This is a genomic window from Streptomyces paromomycinus (genome assembly GCF_003865155.1).
GTDB lineage: Bacteria > Actinomycetota > Actinomycetes > Streptomycetales > Streptomycetaceae > Streptomyces > Streptomyces chrestomyceticus.
Genome location: NZ_BHZD01000001.1, coordinates 7,990,981 through 8,008,880 on the forward strand (window position 1 = coordinate 7,990,981; position 17,900 = coordinate 8,008,880).

The following is a 17,900-nucleotide window of genomic DNA, read 5'->3' on the forward strand; positions in this document are numbered from 1 at the left end:
CGGCTGCCCGCGGGCGCTCCGGCCGGTCACTCCGAGCAGCCGTCCGCACCCCCTCCGTCCGGTCACCCCCTGTCACGTACCCTGGCGCAGCATGAAGATCTCCGCGGCCGCCCTGCTCTTCGACAACGACGGCACCCTCGTCTCCTCCATGGACTCCGTGAACCGCTGCTGGACGCGGTGGGCCGAGGAGTACGGCATCACGCCCGAGGAATTCGCCCGGGTCGAGCTGCACGGGCGCCCGGCCGCCGAGATCATCGGCGATCTGCTGCCCGCCGCCCGGACACCGGAGGCGCTGGCCCGGATCGAGCGGCTGGAGGTCGAGGACGTCGCGGGCGGCGTGGTCGCGCTGCCCGGCACCCTCGCGCTGCTGTCGCAGCTGCCGCCGGAGCGCTGGGCGGTCGTCACCTCCGCCACCGCCCGGCTGGCCGAGGCCCGGCTCGCCGAGGTCGGCATCCGCCCCAAGGCCCTGATAGCCGCCGACGACATCACCCGCGGCAAGCCCGACCCGGAGCCGTTCCTGCTGGCCGCCCGGCGGCTGGGCGTGGACCCGGCCGACTGCGTGGTCTTCGAGGACGCGCCCGCCGGGCTGACGGCCGGCCGCGCGGCGGGCATGACCACCGTGGCGTTGACCACAACCCACCGGGCCGGCGAGCTGTCCGCCGACGTGATCGTCGAGGACCTGTCGGCGGTGTCCGTGCAGGCCACGGCGGACGGCCTGGAGATCATCACGGCGGACTGACCTACCGTCCACCCTTCGGTCGGGCCTGTCCGCCATACGGACAGGCTTGATCCGGCCGTACGCGTGTCTGGTTTACTGGCGAACATGACCACGACGAGCAACCGCACCCCTGCGACCGAGGCGCCCCTGACGCCCGGTGCTCGTTGCATGTGTCGAATGTGTGACCACTGAGGGCCCCCGCCGAGCCTCGCGCCCCGAAGCGAGACCCGCCGCCTTGAGCCGTGCGAGACGTACACCGCCGTACCCCACGGACCCGGCCGCCCCGCGTCACCGGAACCCGAAGCCGGGCCACCGCGTCCACAGCGCCCCCTCTCGGTCCTCCATGCCGCACTCCGCAATGAATGCCCCGTGCCCGGCGGGCGAGCCGCCCGGCACACGACAGTGACGGAATTCCCAGTGATCACCACAACGGGCCTGACCAAGGTCTACCGCTCAGGAGACCGCGAAGTCACCGCCCTGGACGGCGTCGATCTGCACGTCCGCGAGGGCGAGGTGTACGGCGTCATCGGCCAGAGCGGCGCCGGCAAGTCCACCCTCATCCGCTGCGTCAACCTCCTGGAGCGCCCCACCTCCGGCACGGTCACCGTCGCGGGCCAGGAACTGACCTCGCTGGCCGGCAAGGGACAGCGCGCCAACGCCGCGCTGCGTGCCGCGCGCAGCCACATCGGCATGGTCTTCCAGCACTTCAACCTGCTGTCCTCGCGCACCGTCCAGGACAACATCGAGCTGCCGCTGGAGATCCTCAAGGTCGACCGCCGCGAGCGCTCCCGCAAGGCGCTGGAACTGCTCGACCTGGTCGGCCTCGCCGACAAGGCCAAGGCGTACCCCGCCCAGCTCTCCGGCGGCCAGAAGCAGCGCGTCGGCATCGCCCGCGCCCTGGCCGGCGACCCCAAGGTGCTGCTCTCCGACGAGGCCACCAGCGCCCTGGACCCGGAGACCACCCGCTCCATCCTCCAGCTGCTGCGCGACCTCAACCGCCAGCTCGGCCTGACCGTGCTGCTGATCACGCACGAGATGGACGTCGTCAAGACGATCTGCGACTCGGCCGCGCTGATGAAGAACGGCCGCGTCGTCGAGCAGGGCACCGTCTCCGAGCTGCTCGCCACCCCCGGCTCCGAGCTGGCCCGTGAGCTGTTCCCGGTCGGCGGCGAGCCCTCCGGGCCGGACCGCACCGTCGTGGACGTCACCTTCCACGGCGAGGCCGCCACCCGCCCGGTGATCTCCGAGCTGTCCCGTACGTACAACGTGGACATCTCCATCCTGGGCGCCGCCATGGACACCGTCGGCGGCAAGCAGATCGGCCGGATGCGCATCGAGCTGCCCGGCCGCTTCGAGGACAACGTCGTGCCCATCGGCTTCCTGCGCGAGCAGGGCCTCCAGGTGGACGTGGCCGGCGACCCGGCCGCGCCCGCGACGACGGCGCCCGCCGGCGCGCTGGTGAAGGAAGGTGCCAAGTGACCTGGTCGCAGATGCAGCCGCTGCTGTACAACAACACGCTCGACACGCTCTTCATGGTGTGGTGGTCGACGTTCTACGCCGTCCTGTTCGGCATCCCGCTCGGCGTCCTTCTGATCCTGACCGACCGCGGCGGCGTCCTGCAGAACGTCGTGGTCAACAAGATCATCGGCGCGGTGGTGAACATCGGCCGGTCCTTCCCCTTCCTGATCCTGATGGTCGCGCTGATCCCCTTCACGCGCCTGATCGTCGGCGTCTCCATCGGCCCCACCGGTGCGGTCGTACCCCTGGTGATCGCCGCCATCCCGTTCTTCGCCCGGCTCGTCGAGGCCGCGCTGCGCGAGGTCGACCACGGGCTGATCGAGGCCGCCCAGTCGATGGGCGGCGGCACCTGGACCATCGTCTTCAAGGTGCTGCTGCCGCAGGCCCTGCCCGCGCTGGTCGCGGCCGTCACCACCACCGTCATCACGCTGATCGGCTACTCCGCCATCGCCGGCGCGGTGGGCGGCGGCGGCCTGGGCAACCTGGCCTACACCTACGGCTACCTCCAGTACGAGACCAACCTCATGGTCATCACCATCGTGCTGCTGATCGTCCTGGTCGTCGCCGTCCAGCTGCTCGGCGACCTGATCGTGCGCAGGCTGGCCCGCCGCGGCAGCCGCGGCTCCTCCTCCGTACGCGTCGGACTGCGCAAGGCACCCGCCCCGGCCACCGCCGCCGGACAGACCGACGGGGCCGCACCCGCCGACACCCCCAAGGAGCGGGTCGGCGCCTGAGACCGGGTCCAGCGGACCCTCTTGAGCCCGGACCCTTTGCCGGGCGCACCCCGCGCGGAGCCGCCGGCCCCGCGCGACCGAGAAACCGAGATAGGGGCACTCTTCGTGCGTACCACCCGCAACATCACCGTGGCCGTCGCCGCCGCGGCAGCCGTCGCCCTCGGCGCGAGCGCCTGCAGCGCGCCCTCCGACGTCTCCTCCTCCGGAGGGGGCAAGAAGGCGGACAGCAGCGCGCCGCTGACCGTCGCCGCCAGCCCCACCCCGCACGGGGCGATCCTCAACTTCGTCCGCGACAAGCTCGCGGCGAAGGAAGGGCTCAAGCTGGAGGTGAAGGAGTTCAACGACTACAACCTGCCGAACAAGGTCACCGAGGACGGCCAGGTCGACGCGAACTTCTTCCAGCACAAGCCGTTCCTGGACACCTACAACAAGAAGAACGGCACCCACGTCGTGCCGGTCGTCAACGTGGCCATCGAGCCGCTCGGCGTGTACTCGAAGAAGGTCGAGAAGCTCTCCGAGCTGACGGCCGGCAACACCGTGTCCGTCCCCAACGACCCGTCCAACGAGGGCCGCGCGCTCAAGCTGCTCGCCGACAACGGCGTCATCACCCTCAAGAAGGGCGTCGGCTCCGACGCCAAGCTGACCGACGTCGAGGACGCCAAGGGCATCAAGATCACCGAGCTGGAGGCCGGGCAGGTCGCGCCGCGCCTCGCCGACGTGGACGCCGCCGTCATCAACGGCAACTTCGCCATCGGCGCCCAGCTCAAGCCCTCCACCGACGCGCTCGCCCTGGAGAAGGCCGAGGGCAACCCGTACGCCAACTTCCTGGCCGTCAAGAAGGGCAACGAGGACGACCCGCGGGTCAAGAAGCTGGCGAAGTTGCTGAACTCGCCCGAGGTCAAGAAGTTCATCGAGGACAAGTACACGGACGGCTCGGTGATCCCGGCGTTCGGCGCTCCGCAGAGCTGATCGCCGTCACCGCAGGTCAGCACCGTAAGGACGGCTGAGCCGGACAGACGACGGGCCCCGGGAGCGCTCCGTGCGCCACCGGGGCCCGCGTGCGTGGCACATCCCCGGTCGGATGCTGCATTCTGGTGCACTCAAGACGGTCAACAGGGCCCGAACTTCGGAGCAGCACGGTCAACGGCGTTGGAGCAGCGGCATGACATCCACCTTTCCGGACATCTCCATCAGCACGGATCGGTTGGTGCTTCGCCCTTTCGAAGAGGCCGACGTGCCCGCGCTCACCGAGATGATGAACGACGAGCTGACCGCCGCCTGGACCGCGCGGCCGCAGCCGTACACCACCGACACCGCCCGTGACTGGGCCACCCGCCGGTCCGCCGCGGTCCGCACCGAAGGCCGCGGCATCGCCTTCGCCGTCACCGAGTTCCTCACCCAGCGCCTGGTCGGCACGGTCGAACTCGACCACACCGACTGGCGCATCCTGAGCACCGAGATCGCCTATGTCACCGCCCCCTGGGCGCGCGGCGAGGGCTACGCCTGCGAATCCGTCCTCGCCGTCGCGCAGTGGCTCTTCAGGGACCAGAAGTTCGAACGGGTCGAGCTGCGCACCGCCGCCGACAACACCGCCGCCCAGCAGGTCGCCCAGAAGGTCGGCTGCATCAGCGAGGGCGTGCTGCGCAACGCCTGGATAGCCCGCTCGCGCACCGAGGACGGCGGCTGGGCGGACATCCGTACGGACCTGATCGTGTGGAGCCTGCTGCCCGAGGACCTCGACGGCGTACCGGGCCGGATGGCCGACGCCAACGGCTTCGCCTATCCCGAGTGGAACTGAGCGCCCGTGCCGTGACCGCGCCCGCCGTGACCGCGCTCGCCGGGGCCCGCCCGGCGGGAACGGCCCGGCGCCCGCGGCCCGCGCGACCGGGCGGTTCCGGCCACCGGTGCCCCGGCCCGCCTCGCTGTGGTCCGGACCTCTCGGGGTAGTCTCGGCCTGCCCGCCGGACGCCGTGAGCGGCTGACCGCCGCCGCGCGAGACGCCCGGCGTGTCTGCGAGAGTGCGGCGTTCCGCAGTTCTGTCCCGTATTGCCCTGCCCTGTTCCGTAGCAAGCGAAGTTCAGGAGACTGACGACGATGGCCGACCGGGTCACGGTGATCGGGTGGGACGGTTCGCCGTTGACCGCCGCCGCCCGCTCCGCCCTCGGCGCGGCGACCCTGGTGGCCGGCGCCGCCCACCACCTCGCCCTGCCCGAAGTGCCCCCGCACGCCGAACACATCCGGCTGGGCAGTGTGGGCCTGGCCGCCCGCCGCATCGCCCAGCACCGCGGCACCGCCGTGGTGCTCGCCGACGGCGACCCCGGCTTCTTCGGTGTCGTACGGACCCTGCGGGCACCCGAGCACGGCCTGGAGGTCGAGGTGGTGCCCGCCGTCTCGTCCGTCGCGGCCGCCTTCGCCCGCGCCGGAATGCCCTGGGACGACGCCCAGATCGTCGTCGCCCACAGCCGCGACCTGCGACGGGCGGTCAACGTCTGCCGCGCGCACACCAAGGTCGCGGTGCTCACCGCGCCGGGCGCCGGCCCCGCCGAACTCGCCCTGCTGCTGGACGGCGTCCACCGCACCTTCGTCATCTGCGAGGAACTGGGCACCGCGCGCGAGCGGGTGACGGTCCTCACCTCCGACAAGGCCGCCGACCACGTCTGGCGCGACCCCAACGTCGTCATCGTCGTCGGCGGGGCCAACGCCGCCACCCAGGGCAGCGGCTGGCTGGCCGGGCGCGACGTCGCCTACCCGTCGTCGCCGCGCGGCTGGGGGCTGCCCGCACAGGCGTACGGCGGCGTCCTGGACGAGGGGGAATCCGTCCAGTTGCGCAGCGCCCAGCTGGCCCGCCTCGGGCCCCGGCCCGGAGACCTCGTCTGGGACATCGGCGCGGGCAGCGGAGCCGCCGCCGTCGAAGCAGCGCGCTTCGGCGCCGCCGTCATCGCCGTCGACGCCGACCCGGACGCCTGTGAGCGCACCGCGGCGGTCGCCCGCCGGTACGGCGTCCAGCTCCAGGTCGTCCAGGGGCAGGCGCCCCAGGTGCTGGAGGACCTGCCGGAACCGGACGTCGTGCGGGTCGGCGGCGGGGGAGCGGCGGTGGTCACCGCCTGCGCGGCCCGCCGGCCCGAGCGCATCGTGACGCACGCGTCGACCCGCGACGAGGCCGAGGCGATCGGCCGCGCGCTGGCCGACGGCGGCTACGAGACCGAATGCGCGCTCCTCCAGTCCGTCGAACTGGACACCTCCGCCTGGGTCGAGCGGGAACGCGCCGTCGTCTTCCTGCTCAGCGGCTACCGGGTTGCTCACCCGTGACCCGGCCCGCAACCGGCGCGGGGTAGGCTGGCGGATCGTTGCGCCGCCGCCCCACGTTCGGTTTCGTACGCCAATATCCGGAACATGCTGTGGTTTTGGCCGTAAATGAAGCACTCAAGGGCGGACGTGCCGCGAGGCGCGCTCGCTCGTTCTAGCTATAGGGGCGGTCGGCGCGCCGCGGTGGAGCGCGTCGCACGAGCGGTTGGAAGGAGCACTACCAATGGGCGAGGGGTACGCATGACCGACACCGGCCAGGTCCCGGGCGAGGGACTGCCGGAGAACGCAGGCGCACAGCCCGGACAGCCGCAGCCGGCGGCCGTTCCCCCGCCTGCCGATGCCGGCCCGACGCAGCCGCCGGGGGCGCCCCAGGCGCCCGACGCGTACACCTTCCTGGACCCCGCCGACGCGGGCACCGAGGACGACGACCTGCTGCTGATGCCGGGCGCCCAGGGCGCGTGGGGCAGCGAGCAGCAGCACCACCAGCCGCAGTACCCGCAGCAGGCCCAGCAGGCCCAGTCGGCGCAGCCGGCGCCCCAGCCGACCGTGCCCGAGCAGGCCGGGCCGTACGACTCCGCGCCGCTCGGCGCCATGGCGTACGAGCCGGTGCCGCCGGAGGCCGGCGACCACGAGAGCGGCGGCCGCGACTCCGCCTCCGTCGACCTGGGCGGCGTACGCGTACCGCCGCCCGCCGCGCCGCAGCAGGCCCCCGCGCCGCCGCGCCGCCCCCTGCACATGGGCCCGCCGGTGCCCGACGCGACCGGCGGTGTGGTCCGCTCGCTCGCCGACCGCGGCCCGGCCGGCGCGCCGCCGAGCACTCCGGTGCGCGGCAACCCCGGCCCGCCGACGACCGGCCCCGAGTACCTGGACGTCGAGGAGGGCGCACCGCAGCCGGAAGCCCCCGCTGCCGCCCCCGCCGCGCAGCAGACGTCCGCCGCCGAGGCCTACGCGGCCTCCGGTACGGCACCGCTGCCCGGGCCGCAGCTCGGTGAGATCCCCGTACAGATGCCGGCGCAGATGCCCATGCAGCAGATGCCCGCGCAGGTTCCGTCCTGGGACAGCGCTCCGGCGCAGGCGGCCCCGGTGGCACCGGTCGCCGCACAGGCCGCCGCCGCGGTTCAGGCCGTTCCGGACACGGCCACGGCCGCCGGGGAGGCGCCGGCTGCGGAGGTGGCCGAGGCCGCGGAGGTGGCCGAGGCTCCGGACGTGGCCGAGCCTTCGGACGCGGGCGAGGCTGCGGTCCCGGACACCGCTGCGGTCCCGGACGCCGCTCCGGCTGCAGAATCGGTCGATCTCGGTGCTGAGGAGGCTGCGGTTACGGATGTGACGGCGGCTGACGCGGCGACTGATGTGACGGCGGAGCCGGTCGAGGGGCAGGCCGACGGGCAGGCCGAGGCGGCCGAAGCCGTCGCCCCGGCAGCGCAGCCGGAGGCCGCTCCGGAAGGCCCCGAGGGCATGCCGGAGGCCGCTCCGGAGGGGGCCGCGCCGCAGACGGACGCCGACGGCAGCGAGCAGGCGGCGGAGCCCGTGGTGGCGGAGGCCGTGACGGCCGAGCCCGTGGTGGCGGAGCAGCAGGCACCGGCCGGCGAGGCCGCGACGGCCGGACAGCCCGTACCGGCCGGGCAGCCGGTCCCGGAAGCCGGGGGCACGCAACCGGGGGAGCCGGCCCAGGACGTGACCGACCCGAGTGTGACGACGCACGCCACGGGCACGGCCGACGGCGCGCAGCCCGCGGAACCGGCCCAGGTGCCGCAGCCCATACAGGTCGCCGAGGAGGCACCCGCCGCCCCGGCCGCCGAGCCGGCGCAGAGCGCGGCCGAGGCGCAGGAGACCGCGGCCGGGACAGCTCCCGGTACGGAATCGCCCGCGGCCCCCGTGGAAACCGCGGCCGCCCCGGTCGTACCTGAGCAGGATCAGGCCGTGGGGCAGCAAGAACAGGCCGTACCGGAGCAGGAGCAGGCCACCGTGCCCGTGACCGACGTACCGCAGGAGACGGCCGCCCCGGCCGGAGAGCCGCAGCCGCAGGCAGCCGACGCGGCACCGGCCACCCCGGCGGCGGTCGCCGAGCAGCAGCCGGCCGACGTGTCCGAGGCCGTACCGGCCGCCGACGCGCAGGACCCGGCCGCCGAGGCCGTGCCCACGGAGGCCGGGCAGGCCGCCGCCCCGGTCTCCCCGGAGCAGACCTCCGAGGCCCAGGGCCCCGCGCAGACGGCCCCGGCCGCAGAGCAGACTCCGGCCGCGCCGGTGGCGGAGGAAGCCCCGGCGCCCGCGGCCGAGGCCGCCCAGGCCGCCGAGACCGAAGCGCCGGACGACGCCGCCGACCGGCCCGCCCCGGAGCAGGACGCCTCCGAACTCGTCCAGCTCGGCGACGACCAGGACGGTACGGACACGGCGCAGGCTCCCGACGCCACGGCCGCCCCGGTGGACGCCCCCCAGGAGCAGCCCACCGAGGCCCCCGCCGCGGAAGCCGACGCGGAGCCCGAGACCGGCCCCGCCGCCGTACCGGCCGCGCCCACCACCCCTCCGGCCACCGGCTACGACGACTCCGAGCGGGCCGCCGTGCACCGCGTCATGCGCGAACGCCGCGACATCCGCAACGGCTTCCGCCCCGACCCCATCCCCAACGAGGTGCTGCTGCGCGTCCTGGAAGCGGCCCACACCGCCCCCAGCGTCGGCCACTCCCAGCCCTGGGACTTCGTCGTCATCCGCTCGCAGGAGACCCGGGAGCGGATGCACCAGCTCGCCTCGGCGCAGCGCGAGGCGTACGCGAAGTCCCTGCCCAAGGCCCGCGCCAAGCAGTTCCGCGAGCTGAAGATCGAGGCCATCCTCGAAACGCCGGTCAACATCGTGGTGACCGCCGACTCGACCCGCGGCGGCCGGCACACCCTGGGCCGTCACACCCAGCCCCAGATGGCCCCGTACAGCTCCGCCCTCGCGGTGGAGAACCTGTGGCTGGCGGCCCGCGCCGAGGGCCTGGGCGTCGGCTGGGTCAGCTTCTTCGACGAGCGCGAGATGGTCCGCGAGCTGGGCCTGCCCGACCACCTGGAGGTCGTCGCGTACCTCTGCGTCGGATTCGTCGACGAGTTCCCCGACGAGCCCGAGCTGATGCAGGCCGGCTGGGCCAAGCGCCGCCCGCTGTCCTGGGTCGTCCACGAGGAGACGTACGGCCGCCGCGCCCTGCCCGGCGAGGCGCCCGCCGACCTCCTCCAGGAGACCCTCCAGGGCATCCGTCCGCTGGACGCCAAGGCGCTCGGCGAGGCGTGGGAGCGCCAGAAGCGGATGACCAAGCCCGCGGGCGCCCTCGGCATGCTGGAGATCATCTCCGCGCAGCTGTGCGGCCTGTCCCGCAAGTGCCCGCCGCCGATCCCGGAGCCGGCCGCCGTCGCCGTCTTCGCGGGCGACCACGGCGTGCACGCCCAGGGCGTCACCCCCTGGCCCCAGGAGGTGACGGCGCAGATGGTCGCCAACTTCCTGGGCGGCGGCGCGGTCTGCAACGCCTTCGCCAACCAGGTGGGCGCCGAGGTCTGCGTCGTGGACGTGGGTGTGGCGGCCGACCTGCCGACCACTCCCGGTCTGCTGCCGCGCAAGATCCGGCCGGGCACCGCCGACTTCACCGTGGGCCCCGCGATGAGCCACGAAGAGGTGCTGCGCGCCCTCGAAGTGGGCATCGAGACCGCCCGCGACCTGGTGGCCGCCGGGAACAAGGCGCTGATCACCGGCGAGATGGGCATCGCCAACACCACCACCTCCGCCGCCCTGATCTCCGTCTACACCGAGACCGACCCCGCCGAGGTCACCGGCCGCGGCACCGGCATCAACGACGAGACGCACACCCGCAAGGTCGACGTGGTCCGCCGCGGCCTGGAACTGCACCGGCCCGACCCCGCCGACCCCATCGGCGTCCTCGCCGCGGTCGGCGGCCTGGAGCACGCGGCGATGGCCGGCCTGATCCTCGGCGGTGCCTCGCTGCGTACGCCGGTGATCCTGGACGGCGTCAGCGCCGGAGCCGCCGCCCTGGTGGCCCGCGCCATCGCCCCCGAGGCGCTGGCCGCCTGCATCGCCGGCCACCGCAGCGCCGAGCCCGGCCACGTCGCCGCGCTCAACAAGCTCGGACTGCGCCCGCTGGTCGACCTCGACCTGCGGCTCGGCGAGGGCACCGGCGCCCTGCTGGCGCTGCCCGTCGTGCAGAGCGCCGCCCGCGCCATGCACGAGGTCGCCACCTTCGACTCCGCCGGAGTCACGGAGAAGAGCTGACCGCCGGGCCACCGGCCCTGAGCATGACCCCCGGCCCGCAGCCACATAGGCTGTGGGCCGGGCCCGTACCCTCTCACCAGGTACGGAACCCCGGGGCCGAGCCGCCCCGCCCGCCAGCCGCTCCAGCGCCGTAGCGGCGAACGCGTCCCCGTTCCCCCGCCCGCGAGCGCTGCCCGCACCACCAGCGCCCCGCGCCACCGCACAAGGAGCCGTACCGCCATGGCCGAGCACGCCGAACACGCCGCCTACCCCGTCGGACTGCGCCTGTCCGGCCGCCGCGTGGTCGTCCTCGGCGGCGGCCAGGTCGCCCAGCGCCGCCTGCCCTCCCTGGTCGCCGCCGGCGCCGACGTCCTGCTGATCTCGCCGTCCGCCAAGCCGTCCGTCGAGGCGATGGCCGACACCGGCGAGATCCGCTGGGAGCGCCGCCGGTACGAGTCCGGGGACCTCGCGGACGCCTGGTACGCGCTGATCTCCACCGACGACCCCGAGGCCAACGCCGCCGCCTCCCAGGAGGCCGAGGACCGCCGCGTGTGGTGCGTGCGCTCCGACGACGCCGAGGCCGCCACCGCCTGGACCCCGGCCACCGGCCGCAGCGAGGGCGTCACCGTCGCGGTCCTCACCGGCCGCGATCCGCGCCGCTCCGCCGCCGTACGGGACGCCATCGTCGAGGGCCTGCGCGACGGCACCCTCGCCGCCCCGCACCACCGCGCCCGCGCCACCGGCGTCGCCCTGGTCGGCGGCGGCCCCGGCGACCCCGACCTGATCACCGTGCGCGGCCGCCGGCTGCTCGCCGAGGCCGACGTGGTCATCGCCGACCGGCTCGGCCCCCGCGACCTGCTCGCCGAACTGCCGCCGCACGTCGAGGTCATCGACGCTGCGAAGATCCCCTACGGCCGGTTCATGGCCCAGGAGGCCATCAACAACGCCCTGATAGAGCACGCCCGCGCCGGAAAGGCCGTGGTCCGCCTCAAGGGCGGCGACCCGTACGTCTTCGGCCGCGGCATGGAAGAGCTCCAGGCCCTCGCCGAGGCCGGCATCCCCTGCACCGTCGTCCCCGGCATCTCCAGCTCCATCAGCGTGCCCTCCGCCGCCGGCATCCCCGTCACCCACCGCGGCGTCGCCCAGGAGTTCACCGTCGTCAGCGGCCATGTCGCGCCCGACGACGAGCGCTCCACCGTCGACTGGGCCGCCCTCGCCCGCCTGCGCGGCACCGTCGTCGTCCTCATGGGCGTCGAGAACAGCGGCGCCATCGCCGCCACGCTCATCGCCCACGGACGCGGCGCCGACACCCCCGTCGCCGTCGTCCAGGAAGGCACCACCGCGGCCCAGCGCCGGGTGGACGCCACCCTCGGCACCCTCGGCGAGACGGTACGGGCCGAAGGCGTCCGCCCGCCCGCCGTCATCGTCATCGGCGACGTCGTCGCCGTGAACCCCGCCCCCTGACCCGCGAAACCTTTCGCCGGCCCGCACCGACAAGGCACCCCATCCCGTGGCTGAGATCATCACCGTCGACGACCCGGACGACCCGCGGCTGAGCGACTACACCGGTCTGACCGACGTCGAACTGCGCCGCCGCCGTGAACCGGCCGAGGGCCTGTTCATCGCGGAGGGCGAGAAGGTCGTCCGGCGCGCCGAGCACGCCGGTTACGCGATGCGCTCGATGCTGCTGTCCGCCAAGTGGGTCGACGTCATGCGCGACGTCATCGACGAGGTCCAGGCCCCCGTGTACGTGGTCAGCCCGGCCCTCGCCGAACGCGTGACCGGCTACCACGTCCACCGCGGCGCCCTGGCGTCCATGGCCCGCAAGCCCCTGCCGACGGCCGCCGAACTCCTGGCCCGTCCCGGCACCCGCCGGATCGCGGTCATGGAAGCCGTGAACGACCACACCAACATCGGCGCGATCTTCCGCAGCGCCGCCGCCCTCGGCATGGACGCGGTCCTGCTCTCCCCGGACTGCGCCGACCCCCTCTACCGGCGCTCGGTCAAGGTCTCCATGGGCGCGGTCTTCGCCGTCCCGTACGCCCGTCTGGAGAACTGGCCCCGCGACCTCGAAGCGGTTCGCGCGGCAGGCTTCCCCCTCCTGGCCCTCACTCCGGACGCCAAGGCCGTCCCCCTGGACGAGGTGGCGCCCCACCGCCTGGACCGCGCGGCCCTGCTGCTCGGCGCCGAAGGCGACGGCCTCACCCCCAAGGCCCTACGGGCCGCCGACACCTGGGTCCGCATCCCGATGGCCCACGACGTCGACTCCCTCAACGTGGGGGCGGCGGCAGCGGTGGCGTTCTACGCGGTGACGGCGGGGCGGGGGGACACGGGGCGGGCCACCGAGTAGGGCGAGAGTCGGCCATGACGTGGAGCGAGGCGGATCACCTCGACTGCTTGCAGGCCGAGCGGCGTGGCTACGCCTATGTGATGCGGCAGCATGGCGGTCTGACGTCCTCGGCCGCCAGGGAAACCGCGCTGGAGCGCTACCCGTACGAGCCGGACGGTGACCCGTACCGCGGCCTCGTTTTCCACGACGAGGCGTGGCACTGGGCGATGCTGGCGATTCACGGTGACCGGTACGCGGCGGACCATCCCGGACCGGCCCATCCGTCAGTTGCCTACCGGGCCCTTGCGGAGCACGCTGGACGGCCTGTCAACGGCCCGTGAGGCCCCCGCCCGGACCTCGGTACGTCTGCTCGGTCTGGGCTGGAGCCGGCCGGTACGCCGCTCAACTTCGCCCGGAATGCACCGGTGCCGTGGACGTGGACGACGACGCGGACGAGGTCACCACCGACCCCTCGGCCCCCAGGCTGCGCGCCGGACCCTGGCACCCCTGCGCCGTCGCGATCCCCAACGCGACCAGCAGCGTCACCGTGATGAACACGATGATCCGCTGGCGCAGCAACCGCCGGTCGGGCCCTGGCCTGCGTCCGCCGGGCGACGTCCGCGCCCCCGTGCGGGGCGCCCGCGCCGGACGAGAACCGTTACGCCCGGAGGTGCGTGCCCCCGGTACGGACGGCCGCCTGCCGCCACGGGACTTCGGCGCGGCATCCCCCGGAGGCCCCGCAGGAGCGGCCCCGGGGCCCGGCTGAGGGCGGCCCGGCGCGCTCCCGCGCCCCGGCGCGCCGCCGCGCGGCGCCTGCGGACGCGGCGTCGGTGTGCCGGCCGGCCGCCGTTCCGTCCGCTGCCGCGCGTACTCCTCCGCGCGCTTCCCGGTCGGCCGGTCCGCCTGCGGCCGTACGGGCCTGGCCCGGGCCGGAGTGCTCCGCTCGGACACGGCCCCCCGGTCCGGGGACGCGCCACGCTCGGACGCCGGACCACGGCCGGCCCGCCCGCGCCCGGCCCCGCCGGGCAGCGCCTCGCCGCCGGACCCACCCGGCGACGACAGCCCCTGCGCCTCCCGCGCGGCGATCTCCTTCAGCCGCAGCGACAGCGACAGCGTGGAGGGCCGGTCCGCCGGGTCCTTGGCCAGACAGGCCGCCAGCAGCGGCGCCAACGCGTCCGGCACACCGCCCAGGTGCGCCTCCTCGTGGACGACGCGGTAGAGCATGACCTCCGAACTGCCCTGGCCGAAGGGAGAGTCCGCCGTGCAGGCGTACGCGAGTGTGGCGCCGAGCGCGAAGATGTCCGTCGCCGGGGTCACCGCGGCGCCCCGTACCTGCTCCGGCGCGAGGAAGCCGGGCGAGCCGACCGCCGTACCGACGTGGGTGAGCGTGCTCGCGCCGGTGGCCCAGGCGATGCCGAAGTCGATGATGCGCGGGCCCTTGGGGGAGAGCAGGATGTTGGACGGCTTCAGGTCGCGGTGGACCACGCCCGCGTCGTGCACCGCCAGCAGGCCCTCGGAGAGCGCGGCGCCGATCGAGGCGACCTGCGCCGGGTACAGCGGCCCCTCGTCGTTGACCTTGTCGTGCAGCGAGGGCCCGGGGACGTACTGGGTGGCGAACCACGGCCGGTCCGCGTCGAGGTCGGCGGCCACCAGCCGCGCCGTACAGCCGCCGCGGATGCGCCGCGCGGCCGACACCTCACGGGCGAAGCGTGACCGGAATTCCTGGTCCTCGGCCAGATCCGGCCGGATGACCTTCAGCGCGACCCGTTGCCCGCGCTTGTCGGAGCCGAGATAGACCACACCCATCCCGCCCGCGCCGAGCCGCCGGTGCAGCCGGTACGAACCGACGACACGCGGGTCCTCGCGCCGGAGCCGCATCATCGCCATGTCCATCCCCGCTGCCCGGTCCCGTCTGACGTGGCACAGCTTACGGATTGACGGCTCGCTGTGCTGATAGGCCGCGCATGAGTCGGCGGCCGGATTGTCAGTGCCGGGTGGGATTCTGAAAGAGCGGCAGGAATCCGGGCGCGGCGCGGCCCGGCCTCCTGCGCGTGCTCCCAATGATCCGTCGCGGAAGGGGGATTGGCGCGGTGAAGGGTGACCGAGTCGAGATCGTCGTGGATGCCGGGGACACGACCCGGACGTACGAAGTGGTGGCGAGCAGAGCGGGCCGCAGAGTCGAGACGGCGGTGCGCAGGGGAGTGGTGGAAGTGAGCGAAGTCACCCGCAGCGGCTCGGTGGTGCGGACGGCCCGGTTCATGGCCAGCCGGGTGCTGGCGCTGGTCGAGCATCCCGTTCCGCGGGCCGAGGAGTCCGAGACGGCCGCCGGGTGAGCGTCCCCTCCGGGATGACCCGGGGTTCCGGGGGGATGTCTCCACCCAGGGGAGTACGCGGCGCGGCGTACCGTCATCCTCCCGTAGGCCGTCCAATCGGTACGACGGCATGACGCCCGGGGCCCGCCGGTTCCCTAATGTGGGAGGCAAGCGGCGGGCGAACGCACTCGTCCCCCGAGGTCAGACGCCCGCCGCCCCAATTCGACGGGGAGCTAGGCGATGGCAGACAGCTTCGGGCGCACGGCCGTCCGCACGCAAGGGCGCAGGGCCGCCTCGGCGTTCGGCGGGCGGCGTCCAGGTACCCGCCATCCGCTGGTCGCGGTGGCCATGGTGCTGCCGCTGGCGGTCCTGCTCGCCGTGGTGTTCGGCGGCTGGGAGGCCGTCATGACACAGGCGTCGTCCGTGGCCGGAATGCTGGGGCGCTGAGGCGCCCCGGTCCTGGGAGAGCGGCCCGGGACGGGGGATCTTCCGGCCTACAACCCCGTGGGGACGGGGGTGCGGCGGACGGCACGAGTGGCCGGGCATCTGGGGAGATGCCCGGCCATCGGTCTGTCCGGGGCCCGGCCCCGGCCGACGGCGTACGATCCCCGGCGAACCACTCCGTCCGGGGGGAACGATGTCCGCGACCGCGTCACACATCGCCCGCCTGGCCGCCCTGGCGGCCGAGGCCCACCTCGGGCCCGAGGCCGATCCCGGGCCCGGGGCCCGCCCCGGCCTCGAAGCCGACCCCGGCCCCGGCCCTGGCCCTGGCCCCGAGGTCGATCTTGGAGCGGGTCCCGAAGCCGGTCCCGACCCCGGAACCGATCCCCGCCCCGCCCACCGCCCCACCCTCCTCGCCGACCGCCCCGACGCCACCCTCGTCCGCAGCGGGCGTGTCGTGGCCAAGGCGCACGCTGCGGACTGCGACCCGGAGCGGCTGGCCGTCCGGCTCCGTATCGCCGCACACCCCGCGCTGCACGGCATCCTGCTGCCGCCGCTGCCCCTCCCGCCCCTGCCGTCGCCACCGGTGGCCGACTCCGACGGCCTCCTGACCTCGCTCCCCGACGGCCGCCCCGCGACGCGCTGGCCGTACGGACGGCCGGTCTCCCCGGACGCGCCCGACGCCGCCCCCTGGGAGGAGACGGCCCGGCTGCTCGCCCGGCTGCACACCGTCGCGCCGTCGCGGCTGCCCGGCCCGGTACCGCCGATGCGTGGCCCGGCGAAGGCCGCCCGCGCCCTGGCCCGTATGCGGGCCGCGACCGCGGAACCGGGTACTGGAGCCCCGCCCGCCCCGGCCCTCCGGCGCGCCGCCACCACCGTCGAGCGCGCCTGGGCCCAGCTGCCCCCGTGGGCCCGCGACGAGGCCCCGCCGCCCCGCGCGACCGCCCTCTGCCACGGCGACCTCCACCTCGGACAGCTCGTCAGGCACCCCGTGCCGGACGGCCCCTGGCTCCTCATAGACATCGACGACCTGGGACTCGGCGACCCGGCATGGGACCTGGCCCGCCCCGCCGCCTGGTTCGCCACCGGTCTGCTGGCCCCCGCCGCCTGGTCCCGCTTCCTCGGCGCCTACCGCGCAGCCGGCGGACCCGCCGTACGCCCCCGCGGTGCTCCCTGGCCGGAACTGGACACCCCGGCCCGCGCCCTGACGGTCCAGACCGCCGCGCTCGCCGTCGCCAAGGCCGCCGCGGCGGGCCGGCCGCTGGACGAGGACGAGGGGGCCGTCGTGGACGCCTGCGGCCGGATGGCTTGCGCCGGACCCGAGTTGGCGGACCGGCCGGAGCCGTAGGGTGAAACCGTCACCGCCGGACGGACGTTCCGGGGAGCCGCCCTCCTGACAGGAGATGAGCGCCATGCACTGTCCCAAGTGCCATGCACCGATGCAGACGTACAACCGCAACGGCGTGCAGATCGAGCAGTGCGCCGGCTGCCGGGGAATCTTCCTCGACTACGGGGAGCTGGAGGCGCTGTCCCGCCTGGAGACGCAGTGGGCCCAGCAGGCCCCGCCGCCTCCGCCCGGCCCCCAGGCGTACCCGTCCGCTCCCGTGTGGGGCGCACCGCACCAGGGTCACTACGGCCACCACGGACACCACGGCGGTCACGGACAGCGCGGCTTCGGCCGGATGCTCTTCTCCTCCTGAGGTCCGGGGCCGCGACCGCCCGGAACGCCACAACGGCCGAGGGCCGGAGCAAGAAGCTCCGGCCCTCGGCCTTACGGTGTGGACGATACTGGGATTGAACCAGTGACCTCTTCCGTGTCAGGGAAGCGCTCTCCCGCTGAGCTAATCGTCCTCGGGACCGCGGCCGGGGCCGCGGGGTGCTGCGTGCGCGATACTGGGATTGAACCAGTGACCTCTTCCGTGTCAGGGAAGCGCTCTCCCGCTGAGCTAATCGCGCGGGTTCCGCCCTGCCCGAAGGCCGGGGGATCGGTCCTTGCGGACCAGTGGACGATACTGGGATTGAACCAGTGACCTCTTCCGTGTCAGGGAAGCGCTCTCCCGCTGAGCTAATCGTCCTTGGAGGTGGAGACGGGATTTGAACCCGTGTAGACGGCTTTGCAGGCCGTTGCCTCGCCTCTCGGCCACTCCACCAGGAGTGCGGGGGTCGGGAAGATCCCCCACTTCGAGCGGACGACGAGACTCGAACTCGCGACATCCACCTTGGCAAGGTGGTGCTCTACCAACTGAGCTACGTCCGCAGGCGCCTTTCCGGACCAGGTCCGGGGAGGAACCGCGTCTCCGTTTCGCTTC

At 74.2% G+C, this 17,900-nt stretch carries 15 protein-coding genes and 5 tRNA genes; 14 read left to right on the forward strand and 6 right to left on the reverse strand.

The features are described from left to right. Positions 1-91: 91 nt before the first annotated feature. The 10 genes from OEIGOIKO_RS34520 (at position 92) to OEIGOIKO_RS34565 (ending at position 13,179) form a co-directional block, all read left to right on the forward strand. The gene (locus tag OEIGOIKO_RS34520) at positions 92-739 is read left to right on the forward strand and encodes an HAD family hydrolase (protein ID WP_125057328.1); all 648 of its coding nucleotides are present in this window, start codon (positions 92-94) and stop codon (positions 737-739) included. A 396-nt stretch (positions 740-1,135) separates the two neighbouring features. Next, positions 1,136-2,197, forward strand: a complete 1,062-nt coding sequence (locus OEIGOIKO_RS34525; protein WP_170251941.1) for a methionine ABC transporter ATP-binding protein — start codon at positions 1,136-1,138, stop codon at positions 2,195-2,197. Then, positions 2,194-2,970, forward strand: coding sequence for a methionine ABC transporter permease (locus OEIGOIKO_RS34530; RefSeq protein ID WP_125057330.1), 777 nt, complete (start codon positions 2,194-2,196; stop codon positions 2,968-2,970). The genes OEIGOIKO_RS34525 and OEIGOIKO_RS34530 overlap by 4 nt, the downstream gene beginning before the upstream one ends. 105 nt (positions 2,971-3,075) lie before the next feature. Next, a complete protein-coding gene (locus OEIGOIKO_RS34535; protein WP_125057331.1) occupies positions 3,076-3,939 on the forward strand; it encodes a MetQ/NlpA family ABC transporter substrate-binding protein in 864 nt (287 codons plus the stop codon). Positions 3,940-4,132: 193 nt separating this feature from the next. Continuing rightward, a complete protein-coding gene (locus tag OEIGOIKO_RS34540) occupies positions 4,133-4,768 on the forward strand; it encodes a GNAT family N-acetyltransferase (protein ID WP_125057332.1) in 636 nt (211 codons plus the stop codon). Between the two features lie 296 nt (positions 4,769-5,064). Further along, positions 5,065-6,279, forward strand: coding sequence for a precorrin-6y C5,15-methyltransferase (decarboxylating) subunit CbiE (cbiE, locus tag OEIGOIKO_RS34545; protein WP_125057333.1), 1,215 nt, complete (start codon positions 5,065-5,067; stop codon positions 6,277-6,279). A gap of 237 nt (positions 6,280-6,516) precedes the next feature. After that, positions 6,517-10,530, forward strand: a complete 4,014-nt coding sequence (gene cobT, locus OEIGOIKO_RS34550; RefSeq protein WP_125057334.1) for a nicotinate-nucleotide--dimethylbenzimidazole phosphoribosyltransferase — start codon at positions 6,517-6,519, stop codon at positions 10,528-10,530. 219 nt (positions 10,531-10,749) lie between these two features. Beyond that, on the forward strand, positions 10,750-11,973 hold the full coding sequence (gene cobA, locus OEIGOIKO_RS34555; protein ID WP_125057335.1) for a uroporphyrinogen-III C-methyltransferase: 1,224 nt from the start codon (positions 10,750-10,752) through the stop codon (positions 11,971-11,973). Between the two features lie 46 nt (positions 11,974-12,019). After that, entirely contained in the window at positions 12,020-12,859 is an 840-nt protein-coding gene (locus tag OEIGOIKO_RS34560; protein WP_125057336.1) for a TrmH family RNA methyltransferase, read from the forward strand. 14 nt (positions 12,860-12,873) lie between these two features. After that, entirely contained in the window at positions 12,874-13,179 is a 306-nt protein-coding gene (locus OEIGOIKO_RS34565) for a hypothetical protein (protein ID WP_125057337.1), read from the forward strand. Between the two features lie 61 nt (positions 13,180-13,240). Here OEIGOIKO_RS34565 and OEIGOIKO_RS34570 read toward each other — a convergent pair whose 3' ends face one another. Beyond that, complete coding sequence (locus OEIGOIKO_RS34570; RefSeq protein WP_170251942.1) at positions 13,241-14,725, reverse strand: serine/threonine protein kinase; 1,485 nt, start codon at positions 14,723-14,725, stop codon at positions 13,241-13,243. Between the two features lie 203 nt (positions 14,726-14,928). Here OEIGOIKO_RS34570 and OEIGOIKO_RS34575 point away from each other — a divergent pair, with 203 nt between their 5' ends. The 4 genes from OEIGOIKO_RS34575 (at position 14,929) to OEIGOIKO_RS34590 (ending at position 17,291) form a co-directional block, all read left to right on the forward strand. After that, positions 14,929-15,171, forward strand: coding sequence for a hypothetical protein (locus tag OEIGOIKO_RS34575; RefSeq protein WP_125057339.1), 243 nt, complete (start codon positions 14,929-14,931; stop codon positions 15,169-15,171). A 219-nt stretch (positions 15,172-15,390) separates the two neighbouring features. After that, entirely contained in the window at positions 15,391-15,597 is a 207-nt protein-coding gene (locus OEIGOIKO_RS34580; RefSeq protein ID WP_030999493.1) for a hypothetical protein, read from the forward strand. A gap of 190 nt (positions 15,598-15,787) precedes the next feature. After that, positions 15,788-16,939 carry an aminoglycoside phosphotransferase family protein gene (locus OEIGOIKO_RS34585; protein WP_170251943.1) on the forward strand — a complete coding sequence of 384 codons (1,152 nt, stop codon included), beginning with the start codon at positions 15,788-15,790 and terminating at the stop codon, positions 16,937-16,939. Between the two features lie 64 nt (positions 16,940-17,003). After that, positions 17,004-17,291 carry a TFIIB-type zinc ribbon-containing protein gene (locus tag OEIGOIKO_RS34590; RefSeq protein WP_125057340.1) on the forward strand — a complete coding sequence of 96 codons (288 nt, stop codon included), beginning with the start codon at positions 17,004-17,006 and terminating at the stop codon, positions 17,289-17,291. A gap of 79 nt (positions 17,292-17,370) precedes the next feature. On the opposite strand, the gene OEIGOIKO_RS34595 is transcribed toward OEIGOIKO_RS34590, so the two are convergent. The 5 genes from OEIGOIKO_RS34595 to OEIGOIKO_RS34615 form a co-directional block, all read right to left on the reverse strand. Further along, a tRNA-Val gene (locus OEIGOIKO_RS34595) sits at positions 17,371-17,442 on the reverse strand. 33 nt (positions 17,443-17,475) lie between these two features. Further along, positions 17,476-17,547: transfer RNA gene (locus OEIGOIKO_RS34600), tRNA-Val, on the reverse strand. A gap of 47 nt (positions 17,548-17,594) precedes the next feature. After that, positions 17,595-17,666, reverse strand: a tRNA-Val gene (locus OEIGOIKO_RS34605). Position 17,667: 1 nt separating this feature from the next. Beyond that, positions 17,668-17,741: transfer RNA gene (locus OEIGOIKO_RS34610), tRNA-Cys, on the reverse strand. Positions 17,742-17,775: 34 nt separating this feature from the next. Beyond that, a tRNA-Gly gene (locus OEIGOIKO_RS34615) sits at positions 17,776-17,848 on the reverse strand. Positions 17,849-17,900: the final 52 nt, after the last annotated feature.